Genomic DNA, 17,630 nt, shown 5'->3' on the forward strand with positions numbered 1-17,630 from the left:
ATCATCTTTTCGCGATGCGACGAATTGCGCGTGTTGATCTTCCCGCGAGCCCGTCTAGGCGGGCTCGCGTTCCAGCAAGAGCTTTGCCGTTTGCCAGAGGTCCTCGACCCTGCGGCTGCGCGTCGCGGCGTGACGGTAAAGCCGAATTTCGAGGTCGAGATTCCAGCCCTTATCCGTAGAGGCGGGTACGAGGCCACCGGCATCGATCGCGTCACGGGCAAGGCTTTCGGGCAACCAGCAGACGCCGGCACCCGACATCGCCATGTTCATCAGCCCGGCACTGATCGTGTTTTCATGCGTCGTGCGGCGCCGGAAGGGCGGGCGCCGCAGCATGAGACGCGAAAGGGCGACCCCGAAGAACGAATTGAACCCGTAGCTCAGATAGGGAATAGCGAGCCGCGGCTGCGCCACAGCCCGGTCGAGAATATTCAGCCCCGGTAGCGTACCATCGGGGATAGAGACGTTTGCGGCGGCGAGCGGGATCAGCCGATCATGGGCGATCGTCAGCGACGAGAATTGTGCGCGGTCGAGATGGAATGGCACCTCCGAATGCGCATAAGTCAGGAAGAAATCCGCCTCGTCACCGATGAGGGCGTCAAGATTGGCCTCGATGCCGCCGCGGTCGGGCATCAGCGAGGTGCTGAAAGCGCCAGCTGCGTTTTCGAGCAGTTTGAGCCAGCCAGGGAAGATCGTTACCGTCAGCGTATGGAGCGCGGCAAAGCGGATGAGGCCTTCTTCGTGAGACGGGCGTAGCGATTCGCGCGCTGCATAGAAGGTTCGGATTGCCTCCTGCGCTATGGGCAGGAAATTGCGACCTGCCGGCGTCAGTTCCGCCGGCATGGTGGCGCGGTTGATCAGCGTTGCCCCGAGCCAACGCTCCAACTGTTTGATGCGGCGGCTGAACGCCGGCTGAGTCACGTTGCGCAACTCGGCAGCGCGCGAAAAACTCCACGTGTCGGCGAGGGTCACGAAGTCCTCCAGCCACTTGATCTCCATGCCCAGATCTCCCCTGCGTTGCAGCTGAGGGGATCATAAGTCGTTGGAAAGAAATCGCTATGCCGATATTGCATCAGCCTTTGCTAAAAGCGAATTAGCCAAACCCCGACAAACCTTCCACGTTGCGCCCAAGGCAAACAGTTCTGATTTCGAGGCAGCGAGGAGGCTCACGAAATCAGGCTGATAACAAAAGGGGGATTGTTAATGGCCTTCCAGCTTCACGCTGATCTTATTCTGCACAACGGCCGAATCTGGCGAGGCAGGGAGGAGGGGATCAGCGAGGCCGTTGCCATTTGGCAGGGCAAGGTTCTGGCCACCGGCAGCGATGCCGAGATGGCGAGCCTCAAGGGGCCCCATACCAAGGTGATCGATCTCGAAGGCCGTTTTGCCAGCCCCGGTCTTATCGACAATCACCTTCACCTGATCTCCACCGGCATCACCATGGGCTGGGTCGACGCGACCCCTGCCGCTGCGCCGACGCTTGCCGCCCTTATGGAGAAACTTGCCGAACGCGCGGCCGTCACGCCGAAGGGCGCATGGGTGCGGGCACGGGGCTATGACCAGGTCAAGCTCGATGTCGGCCGGCATCCGACCCGCGAGGAACTCGACCGCGCCGTACCGGATCATCCCGTGCTGCTGACGCGCGCCTGCGGCCATGTGGCCATCGCGAATTCGCTGGCGCTGAGCCTGGCGGATGTCACCGAGGCGACGCCGGTGCCGGACGGCGGCGTAATCGGCACCACGGACGGGCGCCTCAACGGGTTCCTGGCGGAAAACGCGCAGAACCTCATCAAGACGGCTATTCCCGACGTGACGACGGAGGAGTTGATCGACGGCATCGAGCGGGCAGGGCGCTATCTTCTGTCGCTCGGCATTACGAGCTGCATGGATGCGGCGGTCGGCCAACTTGCCGGCTTTGCGGAAATCCAGGCTTATGAGATGGCCAAGCTTTCCGGCCGCCTGCCGGTGCGCGTCTGGCTGACACTGCTCGGCGATCCCGGCGTCTCGATCGTAGAGGATTCCTGGCGTGCCGGGCTCATTTCCGGTGCGGGCGACGACATGTTGCGCGTCGGGGCCGTGAAGATCTTCCTCGACGGCTCGGCCGGCGGGCGCACCGCATGGATGTCGAAGCCCTATCTTGGTGAGCCCGACAATATCGGCGTACAGATGCTGCCGGATGCCGACGTCGAGGCGATCGTCAAATCCTGCCACGACCGGGGCTATCAGATGGCTTGCCACGCCATCGGCGACGGTGCGATCGAGCAGCTGATCACGGCCTACGAAAAGGCGCTGGCCGGTAATCCCGATCCGGATCGGCGCCATCGCATCGAGCATTGCGGCTTCTCGAGCCCGGAGCAAGATCGGCGCATGAAGGCGGCAGGCATCCTGCCGGCGCCGCAGATGGCCTTCATCCACGATTTCGGCGACAGCTACGTTTCCGTGCTTGGTGAGGAACGGGGCAAGGCCTCCTACCAGATCGGCACCTGGATGCGCATGGGTCTCAAGCCCTCGACCGGCTCGGATTCGCCCGTCTGCTCGCCCGATCCCTTCCCGAACCTTCACGCCATGATCACGCGCAAGACCGGCAAGGGTACCGTGATGGTGGAGGCGGAAAAGCTGAGCCGCGAGGAAGCGTTGCAGGCCTACACGGAATACGGCGCCTATTCTCAGAAGGCCGAAGACGTGAAGGGCAGGCTTGTGCCGGGACAATGGGCCGACATCGCCGTCTTCGACAACGACCTCTTGGAGGCACCGGCCGATACCATTCTCTCAGGCACACGCTGCCTGATGACCCTGCTTGCAGGCCGCGTCGTGCACGACGCACGCTGACGACCTGAAAGACCAATCAACACAAAGCCGAAAACGGCACGAGAGGGAAAACAGCATGCTGAAAAGATTGACATTGGCCGCAATGCTCGGCCTCGGGGTGGCAACCGGAGCGCTGGCTGCCGGCGAACGCCACGGCGGAACGCTCGTCTTTACCGCACCCTATGGCTCGAGCTTCGCCACGCTCGACGTTCAGGCAAGCCCGAACACCCAGGAGGAATTCATCACCCAGGCGATCCACCGCGCGCTCTACAGCTGGGATTCGATCCAGAACAAGCCGGTCCTGGAACTCGCTAGCTCGGAAGAGGTGTCCGAGGATGGTACGGTGCACACCTATCGCCTGCGCGAAAATGCCGTCTTCCACAACGGCAAGCCACTGACGGCCGACGACATCATCTACAGCTACAAGCGCATCGCCAACCCGAAGAACGCCTTCCCGGGCGCAAGCTACATTGCCGTCATCAAGGGTGCGGATGCGTTCATCGCCGGCAAGGCTGAGGAGATTTCCGGTCTCAAGAAAATCGACGACCACACGCTGGAGATCACCTATACCGGACCGATCAACCCCGGCTTCCCGCTGATGCAGAACACGACGGTGATTTATCCGTCTGATGTCAAGGATGAATCGAGCTTCGCCAAGACCCCCGTTGGCCTCGGCGCCTTCGTCTTCAAGGAGCACGTGCCGGGATCGCAGGTCGTTGTCGAAAAGTTCGACAAGTACTACGAAGAGGGCAAGCCCTATCTCGACCGCATCAACATCGTGCTGATGGCCGAGGACGCCGCGCGCGACGTCGCGTTCCGAAACAAGGAAATCGATGTCTCGATCCTTGGCCCGACCCAATACCAGGCCTATCAGGGTGAAGACGCCTTGAAGGATCACCTGCTCGAAGTTGCCGAGGTCTATACGCGCAACATCGGCTTCAACCCGGCCTTCGAACCCTTCAAGGACAAGCGGGTCCGCCAGGCGATCAACCATGCGATCAATGCGCCGCTGATCATTGAACGGCTCGTCAAGAACAAGGCCTACCCCGCCTCCGGCTGGCTGCCGCTGTCTTCGCCGGCCTTCGACAAGGACAAGGTGCCCTACGCCTTCGATCCAGAGAAAGCGAAAGCACTCCTGGCGGAAGCAGGCTATGCCGATGGCTTCGAGTTCGAAGTCACGGCGAGCCCGAACGAAAGCTGGGGCGTGCCGATCGTTGAAGCCATCCTGCCGATGCTGAAGAAGGTCGGCGTCACCGTGAAGCCGAAGCCGGTCGAAAGCTCGGCGCTTGGCGATGCCGTGACGTCGAACAACTTCCAGGCCTTCATCTGGTCGAACCTGTCCGGTCCCGACCCGCTCAATGCACTGCGTTGCTTCTATTCCAAGACGGCGCAGTCCGCCTGCAACTACGCGAGCTATGCGAGCCCGGATTTCGACAAACTCTATGAGGCGGCCCAGCAGGAACGCGACCCTGCCAAGCAGAGCGATCTGCTGCGCCAGGCCAACAACATCGTGCAGGACGATGCGCCGGTCTGGTTCTTCAACTACAACAAGGCGGTCATGGCCTACCAGCCCTGGATCCACGGCCTTGTCCCGAACGCCACGGAACTGGCGGTCCAGCCCTATGACGAGATCTGGATCGACGACACGGCTCCGGACGCACGCAAGTAAGCCCTGAGAGGTTCGGGGCGGTTTCGGCCGCCCCACACATCAGTTGTCCCACCCATCCGGGTGGCCAAAATGGAACCGCTCATGCTTCGTTTTACCCTGCGCCGCATTCTGCAGGTCGTCCCGACGATCGTCGTGGTGGCGCTGCTGATCTTCGTTATCTTCTCCGTCGTCCCCGGTACCTTCGCGGCCAGCCTCTTTGCCGACGGAAAGCGTGCCGCCGATCCGCAAATGATCGCTCGCCTCAATGAGGAGTTCGGTCTGAACAAGCCGCTGATGGAGCGCTTCGTGACCTATGTTACGGATCTCGCCCAGTTCGATCTCGGCACCAGTTTCCGCACCCGCCAGCCGGTCATTGACCTCATCAACGACCGGCTGGGCGCCTCGCTTCAGCTGGCCGTCGCCGCCATGGTCTTCGCCATCGTCGTCGGCGTGCCGCTCGGCTTTCTTGCAGCACTCAGGCCCGGTTCGATCCTCGATACCGTGACGATGATCGGCGCGGTTTCGGGCCTCTCCATGCCGCAATTCTGGCTCGGCCTTCTGATGATGTATCTCTTCGCCCTGCAACTGAACTGGCTGCCCAGTTTCGGTTACGGCGACGGCTCGTTTCGAAACCTCATCCTGCCGGCCGTGACCCTCGGCGTCACGCCGCTCGCGCTGCTGGCGCGCACCACCCGGGCCGGCGTGCTCGACGTTTTGAACGCCGACTTCATTCGCACCGCCCATTCCAAAGGCATGAGCGAGGCGAAGGTGGTGCGCTGGCACGTGGCGCGCAATGCGCTGGTGCTGATCGTCACCACGGTCGGCCTGCAGTTCGGCTCGCTGATCGGCCAGGCCGTCGTCATCGAAAAGCTGTTCGCCTGGCCGGGCATCGGCTCGCTGCTGGTCGATAGTGTGGCGATCCGCGACATTCCCGTGGTGCAGGGCACGATCCTCGTCATCGTGCTGTGGTTCCTGATCATCAACACCGCCGTCGATCTGGTCTATGCCGCGATCGACCCGCGCATCAAGCAGGAGTGACGACCGTGCGCCTCGGCTTCAACTTCTGGCTCGGTGCGACGCTGACTGCGCTCGTCATCTTCGCCGGTGTCCTTGCCCATTGGATCGCGCCCTTTGACCCCGTGCTCGATGCGGACTTGATGAACTCCGAACTGCCGCCGGACGCCACCTTCTGGTTCGGCACGGACGGGCAGGGACGGGACGTCTATACCCGCATTCTTTACGGCGCGCAGATCTCGCTGACTGTTGGCATCGTGTCGCAGGTGATCAACTCGATCATCGGCGTCACGCTCGGCATGACGGCCGGCTATTGGGGCGGCTGGTGGGACGATCTGGTCAACGGCCTGACCAACGTCATGCTCGCCATCCCCTCGTTGATCTTCGCGCTTGCCGTCATGGCGGTGCTTGGCCCCGGCCTGCCGTCGCTCTTGATCGCGCTTGGCCTCACCAACTGGAGCTGGACCTGCCGCATCGCTCGCTCCTCGACTCTCTCCTTGAAATCGCAAGGCTACGTGCAGGCGGCCCAGACGCTGGGCTATGGCGACCTGCGCATCATGTTCACGCAGATTCTGCCGAACATGATGGGGCCGATCCTCGTCATGGCAACGCTCGGCATGGGGTCGGCGGTGCTGTCTGAAGCGGCGCTCTCCTTCCTCGGCCTCGGCATCCAGCCGCCATTCCCGAGCTGGGGTTCGATGTTGACCGATGCCCGCCAACTCATCCAGCTCGCCCCCTGGGCGGCGCTCTTCCCTGGCCTTGCCATCTTCCTTTCGGTGCTTGGCTTCAATCTGCTCGGCGATGGTCTGCGTGACAGCCTCGATCCGCATATGAGGACGCGCAAGCCATGACCGCGCCGCTTCTCGACATCAAGAACCTGCAGCTTGGCGTTTCGCTCGGCCGTTCCAGCTACCATCCACTGCTCAAGGGCGTCTCGTTCCAGATCATGCCCGGCGAGGCCTATGGCCTCGTCGGCGAATCCGGCTCCGGAAAATCGGTCACATCGCTTGCCGTCATGGGCCTTTTGAAACGGCCGCTTGCCGTTACCAGTGGCGAGATATTGTTCAAGGGGCAGAACCTGCTGGCGTTGCCGAAACGCGAGATGCGGCGCCTGCGCGGCAATCGCATCGCCATGATCTTCCAGGAGCCGATGACAGCGCTGAACCCGCTTTCAACGGTCGGGCGACAGATCGCCGAGATGTTCGTGCTACATCAGGGAAAAAGCTGGGCGGAAGCCGAAAAGCTCGCCGTCGAAGCGCTCGGGAATGTCCGCGTGCCCAACCCTGATCGCCGTGCCAGGAACTATCCGCACCAGATGTCCGGCGGGCTGCGCCAGCGGGTGATGATCGCGATGGCGCTTGCCTGCAGCCCGGACCTGTTGATCGCCGATGAGCCGACGACGGCACTCGACGTGACCGTACAGGCCGAGGTGTTGCGCCTCATCAAGGAACTTTGCGCGGCGCGCGGGACGGCGGTCCTCTTCATCAGCCACGACCTTGGCGTCATCGCCAGCATCTGCCAGCGCGTCGGCGTGATGTATTCGGGCTGCCTCGTCGAGGAGAACGAGACGCGGGCACTCTTTGAAAGTCCTCGGCATGAATATACCCGCGGCCTGCTCGGCGCGCTGCCACGCCTTGGCAGCCGCAGCGAACATGGGCGGCAGCGGCTCGTCGATATCGACAGCATCATCGCCGACCGCTCGAGGCTGACGGAAAGCCGCTTCATCGCGCCACGCGAACGGGAAGGGAGCCAGCCATGACCGCGCCGCTGCTTCAGGTGGACGATCTCCATGTCCGTTTCCCCATTTCCGGCGGCGGCCTGCTCGGCAAAGGACGGCGTACGCTTCACGCCGTCAACGGCATCAGCTTCGAGCTTGCCAAGGGCGAGTGCCTGTCGATCGTCGGCGAGTCGGGCTGCGGCAAGTCGACGACGGCGCTTTCCATCCTCGGCCTGCAGGAACCGACCGAGGGCATGATCCGCTATCGCGGTCAGCCGCTCGCGGGGCCCGGCGCGCCGCACCGGATGGACCGGGCGAAAGCGGTGCAGATGGTGTTCCAGGATCCTTATGCATCGCTCAACCCCCGCCAGTCCGTGCGCACCTCGCTCGCAGCACCGCTGCGGCTGCACGGCATTACCGCTGCCTCGGAAATCGAGGGCCGCATCGAGGCGATGCTCAAGAATGTCGGCCTGACGCCCGAACAGGCCGAACGCTATCCGCACGAGTTCTCCGGCGGTCAGCGCCAGCGTATCGGCATCGCCCGCGCGCTGATCCTCGAGCCTGAGATCGTCGTGCTCGACGAGCCGGTCTCGGCCCTCGACGTCTCGATCCGCGCGCAGATCATCAATCTCCTGCTCGACCTTCAGGAAAAACTCGGCCTCTCCTATCTGATGATCAGCCACGATCTGAGCGTGGTGGAACACATGAGCGACCGGGTGCTGGTGATGTATTTCGGCGAAGTCGTGGAAGAGGGCGGCTGGCGCGAGATTTTCGAAGCCCCCACCCATCCCTACACGCGCCGCCTGATCGCCGCCATTCCCGATCCGGATGCGGCGCTGAACCCGGCGGAAAGGCAGGCGAGCGACGCCACCGTGCCGCAACTTGCCGGCCGCAGCTTCGTTTCCGATGGCAGCACCGCGCCGGATGTTTTTACCGCGCCTGTTCGATCCGAACTGATCGAGATCGGCGGGAACCATAGGGTTCGGATGGCTTTGGCCTAACCGATGGAATGCGCTGAGCGAAGCCCCGTTCCGCGCCGCTGCAAAGATAAGCTAGGTTGCTCAACGTCCGAACTTGGAATCATTGAAATCTAGGATGAACCCGATGAAACGCATGCCGAAGATCGCCGTGATCATGGATGAAAACACCAGTGCGGGCGGTGGACGCTATGACGTCTCGCGAAATTACTTTTCCGCCCTGCGCCGCGCCGGCGCCTTTGCCTTCGGCATCCCCTATGTTCCCGATCTCGTCGACCAGGTCGTCGAAGATTTTGATGGGTTCTTAAGCGTCGGCGGCCGCATCAACTTCCCGAAAAGCTGGTATGTCGAAGGAGACCAATCCCAGTATCCGCCCTCGGATCGGCTAGCCGTCGACATGGCATTGATGGAAAGTTTCCTTGCGCGCGACAAGCCTGTGCTCGGCATCTGCAACGGCATGCAGATGCTCGGCTGCCTCAACGCTTGCCGGATGGTTTCCGATGTCCATTCGTCGTGGCCCGACGCGCTCAATCACGACCAGGCCAATTTCTCGCATGACGTCAGCGTTGTCCCCGGCACCAGAATGGCCGACATCCTCGGCATCGAAACATTCACCGTGAACACGTTTCACCGCGAGGCGATCGTGGAGGTATCGGGCGCGGTGACCGTTACGGCCCGAGCCCCGGATGGTGTCGTTGAAGCGATCGAGATCGGCTCGCAGACCTTTGCCATGGGCCTTCAATGGCACCCCGAAATGCTGGATGCCGACAGCCATCCGGGCGCTCGCGTCTTCGACGCCTTCGTCGAGGCGTCAAGCCGACACCTTCGATAACCTGTTCCAAGGCCCTGCTGCGTTCTGTCGGAAGCACATTCTGCCCTCTCCCGATTGACGTTGGCGGCTCCAGCAAATAGGGCCAAGCCGACAGGCGTGCCAAACGCCAACAAGACAGCAACAGGAGTGTATAGTGAGCGAACCGACCGTAGCAGAGGCAACAGATCGCATTTACGCATCGCTGCAGGCAGACAATGCCGACATCGATCTTCATATCGCAACCCTCAAGGCAGCATTGATGCGGGCAGGTTTGAAAGAGGCCGTATTCGACCCGACCAGGCTCGTGCAAAACAACCGTTCCGGACGGAAGCTGATGCAGGCGTACTTTCGGCAGCGCGGCGTAACGGTGAAATTCTCGGCCTAGCAAGGTCGTTCAATGATGCCAGAAAGGCCGCAGTCGGGTGGCCGAATGGGTGCCTGCCTGGTCGGACTGGGGTGGCTCACCAGGCTCAGCGAGCCCGGTTTCCGCTCGTCGGCTGGCTGCCAAGGTGAACCTCTCGGCGCGCGACCCTTTCAACCGGTCAGGTCGCGCGCAAATGGGCTCTGGCCGCGTTTCGAAGCGGCAGTCCGGTAAGCTCACCAAGTTCGTGTTTCAACTCCGCGCTTTGGCGATGGCGTCCTTCAGTCCTTTTTCATCCAGAACGCCGGGAATGATCGCCGAACCGATGACGAAGGATGGCGTGCCGGCGAAATTGAAGGCGAGTGCCTGACTGTAGTTGCGGTCGAGCAGCCCGGAAATCTTGGCATTGTGCGTGTTCACGGCTGCGGTCAGCTCCTTCATCGAAAGACCCGCCCCGGTCAGCGCCTTCTCGATGTCGTCCTGCCACAGCCTCGCCTTGGTTTTCATCAGCGCCTCCATCGCCGGCTGGTATTTGCCGATCTGGGCGGCTCCAAGCACTGCCTGTGCGGCGAAGACGGAGGCTTCGCCCAAGATCGGCCAGTCCTTCAGCACGAGCCGCACGTTGCCGTCGGCCTTGACCACCTTCTCGACCGTCGGATGCACTTTCTTGCAGTAAGGGCACTGATAGTCGAAGAACTCGACGATGGTGACATCGCCCTTCGGATTGCCAAGGACGGGCGCGTCCTTGTCGAAAAACACCTCCTCCTTGGTCAATTGCTGGGCGAAGGATGATCGGCCTCCGACAAGCACGGCGGCGGCGGTCGCGACCGTGGCCGTCAGAACGGTTCTGCGGGTGAACATCAGATTTCTCCTTGTGCGAATGGATTGGGGCCGAGAGCGACGGCGCGTGCGGCGATTTCGAGGATCATGCCGCGCAGGCAAACGACGAAAGTCGGAAAGGCCGGGGCTGTCATTCTGCCTGCTTCCTGTCCTCAGATGCAAAGGCGGCGAGCCGTTCGGCGATTGCCTCGCGGGAGATTTCGCCGAGATGGGTGGCGGCGAGCGTACCGTCCGGGTTGATGAAAAGTGTGGCAGGAAGGCCGATCGCGCCGTAGTGCCGGGATAGGCCCGAGAAAGGGTCGAGAAGGATGGTTTCCAGGTCGACGCCTGTTTGGCGCAGATAGGATTCTATCGCCGCGCGGCTTTCGCCCTGGTTGGCGAAGAGAAAGTCGACCTCAGGATTCCTTTCGGTCATCTCCGCCATCATCGGCATTTCCCGCCGGCAGGGCGGACACCAGCTTGCCCAGAGATTGAGAACCGCCGGGCGGCCCTTGCGCTCGGCGATGGCGAGGCTCTCGTTCCGTGCGAGAACGGCATAGGACGTTTCCGGGGCACGGGGTGCAGCGCCGCTATCGGTGAGGGTTGTGGCGACGACCCAGACGAAGAGGCCGGCCGCAAGCGGCAGGATCGCCCAAGGAGCGGCTTTCGGTGCGTTTCGCCAGAGCATCACTGCGGCGAGGAAAACACCGAGGAATCCGCCCGTCGGGGAAAAGCCGCCCTGCCAGATGGCGAGAACTCGCAACGGCTCCTGCAGGAAGCTCTCGGCATGGATGAGCACATGCCCGGCGCGCGCGCCGACAACGCCGAAAAGTGTGGCAGCCGTCGTAAAGGTGCCAAGCCGGTTGTGGATGCGGGCGGCAAGGAGCGAGCCGACAAGCATGAAGACGATCAACCCGGCGATGACCGAAAAGCGATCGGCGGAAATAGCGAAGGGACCTATTGCGACGGCGTTCATTGCGCGCTGCCCTTGGCCATCCGTGCCGCCTCCGCAAGCGAGCCGGCCGTGATTTCTCCGACGAGGCGCGTACCGGGGGCCTCCTCTTTGCTGCGGTTGAAGAAGATCATAGTCGGCGGGCCAACGACGGCAAGTGATCGCATCAGTGCGCCATTCTCCGCATCGAGGGTGCTGACGTCGAGGCTGACCAAGCGGATCCCGTCAAGGCTCGCCGCGACATCAGGCTTTGTCAGAACGGACCGCTCGATCGTGCGGCAGGTGACGCACCAGCCGGCGGTGACATAGACGAGGGTGGGTTGCCTCCCGGAGGCTGCGGTGTCGAGAAGGCGGGAGAGTGCGCCGGCCGAGCCGACCTTGGTAAAATCCGACTTCTGGATGGCGGCTGTTTGGTCAGCACTCGCCGCCCCCTTGAGCGGGCCGAGCGGAGTGAGCAGATCGCTGGCTCCAAGGCCGAAGCCCACCAGCAGCAGACTACCCCAAATGAGCGAGACGACGGCGGTCAAGCGCGTCAGTACGCCGTAGCCGCCTGTGGACCGCAGCCCGTCGGGAGCGACCGCGTAGATGCCGAAGGCAAGGGAAAACACGGCCCAGGGCAGGAGGACGAAGCGCTCCGGCACAAGCGGCGTCGCAAGCCAAATCGCCGTTCCCAGGAATGCGAAGCCGAAGACGTGCCGGACACGTTCCATCCACGCGCCGGCGCGTGGAAGCGCCTTGCCGCCGATTGTCGCCATGATGATGAGCGGGATGCCCTTGCCAAGGCCAAGTGCAAAAAGGGCGAGTGCGCCGACCGCAATGTCACCGGTCCGGGCGATGTAGAGGAGGGCGCCGGCAAGCGGCGCGGTTACGCAGGGGCCGATGAGGAAGGCGGAGGAAAGACCGGCCAGGGCGGCGGCGGCGACCGAGCCGCCCTTCTGCCGGCCGCTGCTCAGGCGGTTGCCGATCACTGCCGGCAGCTTGATGTGGAAGAGCCCGAAGCTGGAGAGCGCCAGCAGGACGAACAGTGCCGCGACCACGCCGACAGCGACGGGCGATTGCATCACGATCTGCAGGTTTTGCCCCGACCAAGCGGCCACGATGCCAAGGAGACCGAAGGCGGACGCAAGGGCCAGCACATAAGCGGAGGCGAGCATGAAACCGCGTCGTGCCGTCAGCCCCTCTCCCTCGCGCGTGAGCATGGCCGCGACGATCGGATACATCGGGAAAACGCAAGGCGTGAAGGCGAGCAGCAGTCCGAAGCCGAGGAAGCCTGCAAGAAGAAGCGCAAACCCGCCACCTGTCATGAGCCGGTCGACCGCCGTTTCTCCGCCGTCAGCTGCGATGGAAAAACCCGTGTCCGGCGCTTCCACGGGCCGTGCGTCCTTGGCAGGCGCAAAGGTAAAACCACCGACCGGTTTGCTGATGGTCATCGCGGCGGTATCGATCGTCCGCGTTGTCGGCGGATAACAAAGCCCGCCATCCTGGCAGCCCTGATAGGTGAGGCGAATGAACGGAGGCGCATTCGCGATCCGGGCGGAAGCCTTTTGGTAATAGACCTCGGTTGTGCCGAAGCCCGGATCGTCCTTGACTGTCCCCGGTTCGGTTTGCAGGGTGATCGGCCGGTTACCCTCATCTTCTGCTGCCAGGAAGTCCCTGTAGAGATAGTAGCCGTCAGCAATCGTCCATGTGATCGCCAGCCGGCCGTCGTCTTGCCTGGCGATCCCAGGTACGAAGGCCTCGTCCATCGGCAGGGGCGCCTCGAGCGCCCGGGCTGGCAGGATGGCCGCAATCAAAACCCAAACCAGCGCCAGCAGACTTGCTTTCCGCATCGTTCTTGCGTCCTCGTCTTCAATCGAGGGCGGAGCGATCAGGCCGCTACCTTAAGGCAACCTTAAAATGATTGACCAAGGCGAAGGATAGAAACGGGCCGCGCAAGTTAATCCGCTAAGACCTTGGTGCTGGCTCTCGGTGTAATTCCAGAAGAAAAGGCCGAACGATGGTCGGGCAACCGGTGCTACCGGGTTCACCTGCTTATGGACACCGGCCCTTTGGCCGGCGTCCAGACTTCATTGCCTGTGTTGCCTAGTGGGTTGCGCCCGACCCACCGGCTGCGACGATTGCGAAGGGTTGTCCCTCGACCGCGATCGTGCGGGTCTCCTTCAGTGTTTCCGTGTCGATCACGCGTACCAGGCTTTGGCGCGGATCAGTGATGGCGAGGTGATTGCCGGCGACGGCGAGGCGGGGCCTTGCGTCGCGCCAGTGGCCATCTTTGCTGTAGGGCTCCGTGACGATTTCCGATTTGGTGATCACGCCATCCACGACGTCAAGGAGGTGAAGCTTGCCGTCCTCCGTCAGGATATAGGCGTTGCGTGACTTTGCCGGATCGAGGATGAAGTCCACCCGCCGCAGCGGCAGTTCGACGAGGCGGTAGGGTTCCTTCGCGTCGGCGTCGATCAGTACGACCTTGTCTTCTCCGTAGTTCCCAAGGAAGAACTGCATAGAAGTGCCGCCGAGCAGTGTGGATACCTTGCCTTCCGGCAGCTTGTCGCCATAGGCGAGCATCTCGAGCTTGGGGCCATCGAGCCCACCTGGGCGTGCGACCAGGACGCCCTCGGCGCAACCGAAGGCGGCCAGGCGGGCGGACGTCGCTTCACCGTGGAGCCCCGTGCAGGTTGCGACATCGCCGACCTGCTTGCCCTCCTTGTCGAGAACACGCAGACCCAGGCGGGGAGGAAGCTCACCTTCCTTTACCGTCGCTTCGAGGTTCGGGACCGAAACGAGAAGATGGTTGCCGGTCGAAACCGCGACGCCATGGTGTGCGGCGGTAGTATCGTAAGCCTTGAGCTCCGCCTTGCCGTCCAGAAGCGCGCTTTCGCCAAGCAGATCGAACTTGCCACCGCGATCGTAGAAGATGGCGAGATCGTCACCATGGGCAACCACGTGGCCGGGCTTTTGTCCGCGAATGGTTGTCTCAAGCAGCCTCGGCTCCTTGACCTCGATGTCCCGGTGCTCTCCGTGATCGGAAAGCGCTATGCCGGTGTCGATGGCATGGATCAGGTTCTCTTCGCCCTGGACGGCAAAGACCGTTCGTCCGGTGTCGCTCAGAGAAAGGGCGGCGAAGCCTTCAAGGTCAAAACGGCCGATTTCCTTGTCCGTTTCCAAATCGATGGCGCGGACCACGGGCTGGGTGTGGTCGGCAATGAACAAACGCCAGGTCTCGCGCTGCTGTTCTTCCTCGGCATGAGAGGTCAACGGAAAGGCGAGGGTCGCGAGAATGGTGGTGGCGAAAAGCGCGGGCAAACCGGAGCGGGACATGAAATCTCCTATAATGTAATAACGTTACATATGTTGTGTTATAGCGTTACATTCGCCTTGTCCAGCGGCAACAAGCTGACGTTTGCACATGCGTCAACGACGCCGTCACAGGCGGCCCGCGACGGCGGCCTACGTGGCTCGCTGGCGTTAAGGAGTGTGAGGCTCGGTCCTGACGGACCGATTGGCATTCCGCGACTTCGCCTGGAGCGGCGGATGGCGGCATGTGTTGCCGCCACCCTTTGAAATGCTCGGTTCTCCGTTGGTGGGCTTCGCCGATTTTCAGGGCTGGGGGGCTTTGGGCGAGATGGACCAAAACCCGCCATAGGGCCTTCATCAGCGACGAAGGCCGTCAAACGCGGCGGGACCCGGTCATCCTGCTACTTCGCTGTGCCTTCGTTCAGGGGCAGCTTGCTCCCGCGACGCTGCGGTAGGCGGCCGTTCAGAACGATGTAGGCGAGAAGGCCGATCACCAGGCCCCAGAAGGCCCCGCCGATCCCGAGCAGCTTGATGTTGGCGGCGGAGGCCAGGAACGTGATGAGCGCCGCTTCGCGGCAGGCCGGGTCGGCTGTTGCTGCAGCAAGGCTGCCACCAATGGTACCGAGAAGGGCGAGGCCCGCTAGCGTGGCGATGAAGGTCGCAGGAAACGCCATGAACACGGCCGCAAGCGTAACGCCGAACACGCCGACGAGCACGTAGAAAAAGCCCGCGGCGATACCCGCGATCCAGCGCCTGGAGGGGTCTTCGTGGGCCTCCTTGCCGGTTGCGATCGCCGCCGTGATTGCCGCGATATTGAAGGCGTGCGAGCCGAAAGGCGCCATGATCAGCGAACCGAAGCCAGTCGTCGTGACGATCGGGTTGGCGCTGGTCTTGAAGCCGTCATTCCGCAGCACCAGCATTCCCGGCATGTATTGGCCGGTCAGCGTGATGAGAAACAGCGGCAGTGCGACCGAAAGCAGCGCGTTCAGCGAGAACAACGGCATGGTGAAAATGGGCGCCGCGAACTCCAACTTCAGACCCGACAGGTCGACCCGGCCCTCCGCGAGCAGGAACAGGAGCCCGAGAACGAGGATGCCGACCACGGCATAGCGGGCGGAGAAGCGCTTCAGGACGACGTAGGCGATAATCAGCAGGCCGACGAGCAACGGATCGACGCTTGCGCCGCCGAACGCGCCGATGCCGAACTGCAGCAGGATACCGGCGAGCAGGCCCGCGGCGATGCCTGGCGGGATCAGCCGGATGACCTTCTCGAAATAGCCCGAAAGCCCGAGTGCGACGAAGGCTAGAGCCGAGATCATGTAGGCGCCGATGGCCTCGGCATAGGGCGTGGTCGCAAGCGCAGTGACGAGAAAGGCTGCGGCCGGCGTCGACCAGGCGGTGATGATAGGCTCGCGATAGCGCCAGCTCAGCCAAAGCCCCGTCATTCCCACGCCGATCGAGACCGACCAGACCCAGGAAGCCGTCAACTCGGGGCTGAGCCCAGCCACTTTCGCGGCTTGAAAGACCAGGATGAAGGTGCCGCCATAGTTGACGATGACGGAGATCAGACCCGCGACAATGGGATGGGCAAGGTCGTTGAAGCGAAGGGATGACGGGAAAACATGTGATGACATGATCTATCGGGGCTCCTGAAATTTCGGGGAGGACTGGCAAGCCGCGTTGACAAATAGCCAGTCATTGGCCCGATATGCCCATCCATTTTTCTGAAGATGATCAGACCATTTGTTCAAGCATTCCCAACTCGAGTCCGTGAAGGCATGGATTGCCCAGCCCGCCCAGGCTGGGATGCCGCTTCATGCGCGCATCCAGCGGGCGATCCGGCAGTTGATCCTCGACGGTGCGCTTGGGCCGGGAAAGCCGCTTCCAGCTTCGCGCGTGCTCGCCAAATCCCTCGGCGTATCGCGCGATACGATCGAAGCGGCCTATGGCCAGCTTCATGCCGAAGGCTTCATCGACCGTCGCGTCGGGAGCGGCAGTTTCGTGGCCGAGGTGAAGGAGTTTGCACCCGGCAGGCGCCTGTCTCCAAGGCGCGCGCAGTCGCCCAACCAGGCAGCGGCTTTGAGCAGGCGGGGCAATGCCATGTTCGGCAGCGGCGGCGTCAGTGAACAGCTGTTGCCCCGCCCCTTCGCCCATGGCGTGCCGGAGACGCGCACTTTTCCGCTCGCGCTGTGGGAGCGCCTCGGACGGCAGGTCTTGCGCGAAACCGGCAGAAGGGCGCTGCTTCACGGCGACCCGCAAGGGATCGAGGAGCTGCGCCGTGCCATTGCCGACTATGTGAACCTAGAACGCGGCGCCCGTACCACGGCCGAACGGGTGCTGATCCTCACCAGCTCGCAGCAGGCGCTGACATTGTGCGCAAACATGCTGCTCGATCCCGGTGACCGCATCTTCATCGAGGATCCGGCCTATTACGGCGCGCGCAAGGCGTTCGATGCGGCGGGGCTCGAATGCGTCCCCATCCGCGTCGACCGCCATGGCATCGCCGTCAACCAGATCAAGGCGGAGACGCGCAAGGTCAAGGCCGTATTCCTGACGCCCTCGCATCAGTTCCCGGCCGGCGCCACGCTGACGCTCGATCGCCGCCTTGCGCTGATCGAATGGGCGAGCCGCCATCAGGCCTGGATCCTCGAGGACGACTACGACAGCGAATTCCACTATGCCGGCAAACCAACGGCCTGCCTTCAGGGCCTCGATCCGCACGACCGGACGATCTACATCGGCACCTTCACCAAATCGCTCTTTCCAGGGCTTCGGATCGGCTATGCAGTTCTGCCGCCTGAGCTGGTCAAGCCGATGACCGTCGCGCGTACTCTGCTTGACGGGCACTCCGCTCCGATGGCGCAAATGACACTCGCGCGCTTCATGGAAGGCGGGCATTTCGGCGCCCATGTGCGCACAATGCGCAGCATCTACGCCGACCGGCTCGACCTTTTGGCGACGCTTGTCGGAAAACATCTGCCGCATTTCCTTGAAGCGCGGGTGCCCGATGGCGGCCTGCAGATGCCGTGCGCGCTGACAGGTGCGATCTCGGAGGCCGCGGCCGTCGATGCGGCACGACGTGTCGGGATCGAGATCATGGGATTGTCCGCGCTTCACGCCGGCGGCAAGCCCGAGCCCGGGTTCCTCATGGGGTTTGCCGCTTATACGCCAAGCGAGATCGAGGGGGCGGTGCGGAAGCTGGCTGGTGCCTTCCGGGCCGCGGCGAAGTCATAGG

At 62.7% G+C, this 17,630-nt stretch carries 15 protein-coding genes; 9 read left to right on the forward strand and 6 right to left on the reverse strand.

Going from position 1 to position 17,630, the window contains the following annotated elements; genetic code table 11:
• Positions 1 to 54: 54 nt before the first annotated feature.
• On the reverse strand, positions 55 to 996 hold the full coding sequence (locus IB277_RS35235; RefSeq protein WP_192373023.1) for a LysR family transcriptional regulator: 942 nt from the start codon (positions 994 to 996) through the stop codon (positions 55 to 57).
• Between the two features lie 204 nt (positions 997 to 1,200).
• Between IB277_RS35235 and IB277_RS35240 the strand changes: the two genes are divergently transcribed.
• From IB277_RS35240 to IB277_RS35275, 8 genes are all read left to right on the forward strand, one after another.
• Positions 1,201 to 2,826: an amidohydrolase gene (locus tag IB277_RS35240; protein WP_112975320.1), complete on the forward strand. Its 1,626-nt coding sequence runs from the start codon at positions 1,201 to 1,203 to the stop codon at positions 2,824 to 2,826.
• A gap of 55 nt (positions 2,827 to 2,881) precedes the next feature.
• Positions 2,882 to 4,474, forward strand: a complete 1,593-nt coding sequence (locus IB277_RS35245; RefSeq protein ID WP_060516616.1) for an ABC transporter substrate-binding protein — start codon at positions 2,882 to 2,884, stop codon at positions 4,472 to 4,474.
• Between the two features lie 81 nt (positions 4,475 to 4,555).
• Positions 4,556 to 5,491: an ABC transporter permease gene (locus IB277_RS35250; protein WP_034794719.1), complete on the forward strand. Its 936-nt coding sequence runs from the start codon at positions 4,556 to 4,558 to the stop codon at positions 5,489 to 5,491.
• A gap of 5 nt (positions 5,492 to 5,496) precedes the next feature.
• Positions 5,497 to 6,318 (forward strand): ABC transporter permease, encoded by an 822-nt coding sequence (locus IB277_RS35255; protein WP_034794912.1) that lies wholly within the window; start codon positions 5,497 to 5,499, stop codon positions 6,316 to 6,318.
• Positions 6,315 to 7,226 (forward strand): ABC transporter ATP-binding protein, encoded by a 912-nt coding sequence (locus IB277_RS35260; protein WP_134887035.1) that lies wholly within the window; start codon positions 6,315 to 6,317, stop codon positions 7,224 to 7,226. The genes IB277_RS35255 and IB277_RS35260 overlap by 4 nt, the downstream gene beginning before the upstream one ends.
• Positions 7,223 to 8,185, forward strand: coding sequence for an ATP-binding cassette domain-containing protein (locus IB277_RS35265; RefSeq protein WP_110819397.1), 963 nt, complete (start codon positions 7,223 to 7,225; stop codon positions 8,183 to 8,185). Before IB277_RS35260 ends, IB277_RS35265 begins: the two co-directional genes overlap by 4 nt.
• A 103-nt stretch (positions 8,186 to 8,288) precedes the next feature.
• The gene (locus IB277_RS35270) at positions 8,289 to 8,993 is read left to right on the forward strand and encodes a gamma-glutamyl-gamma-aminobutyrate hydrolase family protein (protein WP_192373025.1); all 705 of its coding nucleotides are present in this window, start codon (positions 8,289 to 8,291) and stop codon (positions 8,991 to 8,993) included.
• A gap of 130 nt (positions 8,994 to 9,123) precedes the next feature.
• The gene (locus IB277_RS35275; RefSeq protein WP_034794697.1) at positions 9,124 to 9,357 is read left to right on the forward strand and encodes a hypothetical protein; all 234 of its coding nucleotides are present in this window, start codon (positions 9,124 to 9,126) and stop codon (positions 9,355 to 9,357) included.
• A 228-nt stretch (positions 9,358 to 9,585) separates the two neighbouring features.
• Here the strand turns inward: IB277_RS35275 and IB277_RS35280 are convergent, their stop codons facing one another.
• The 5 genes from IB277_RS35280 to IB277_RS35300 all read right to left on the reverse strand — a co-directional run bounded on the left by IB277_RS35280 (position 9,586) and on the right by IB277_RS35300 (position 16,029).
• Positions 9,586 to 10,194, reverse strand: coding sequence for a DsbA family protein (locus IB277_RS35280; RefSeq protein ID WP_192373027.1), 609 nt, complete (start codon positions 10,192 to 10,194; stop codon positions 9,586 to 9,588).
• A 109-nt stretch (positions 10,195 to 10,303) separates the two neighbouring features.
• On the reverse strand, positions 10,304 to 11,128 hold the full coding sequence (locus IB277_RS35285; RefSeq protein WP_192373029.1) for a TlpA disulfide reductase family protein: 825 nt from the start codon (positions 11,126 to 11,128) through the stop codon (positions 10,304 to 10,306).
• Entirely contained in the window at positions 11,125 to 12,933 is a 1,809-nt protein-coding gene (gene dsbD / locus IB277_RS35290) for a protein-disulfide reductase DsbD (RefSeq protein ID WP_192373031.1), read from the reverse strand. Before dsbD ends, IB277_RS35285 begins: the two co-directional genes overlap by 4 nt.
• Before the next feature lie 253 nt (positions 12,934 to 13,186).
• Positions 13,187 to 14,419, reverse strand: coding sequence for a zinc metallochaperone AztD (aztD, locus tag IB277_RS35295; protein ID WP_192373032.1), 1,233 nt, complete (start codon positions 14,417 to 14,419; stop codon positions 13,187 to 13,189).
• Between the two features lie 377 nt (positions 14,420 to 14,796).
• Positions 14,797 to 16,029, reverse strand: a complete 1,233-nt coding sequence (locus IB277_RS35300) for a benzoate/H(+) symporter BenE family transporter (protein ID WP_060607973.1) — start codon at positions 16,027 to 16,029, stop codon at positions 14,797 to 14,799.
• A gap of 109 nt (positions 16,030 to 16,138) precedes the next feature.
• Here IB277_RS35300 and IB277_RS35305 point away from each other — a divergent pair, with 109 nt between their 5' ends.
• Entirely contained in the window at positions 16,139 to 17,629 is a 1,491-nt protein-coding gene (locus tag IB277_RS35305) for a PLP-dependent aminotransferase family protein (protein ID WP_192373033.1), read from the forward strand.
• The last annotated feature ends 1 nt before the right edge of the window (position 17,630 follow it).

The organism is Ensifer sp. ENS07, assembly GCF_014852185.1.
GTDB classification, from domain to species: domain Bacteria; phylum Pseudomonadota; class Alphaproteobacteria; order Rhizobiales; family Rhizobiaceae; genus Ensifer; species Ensifer adhaerens.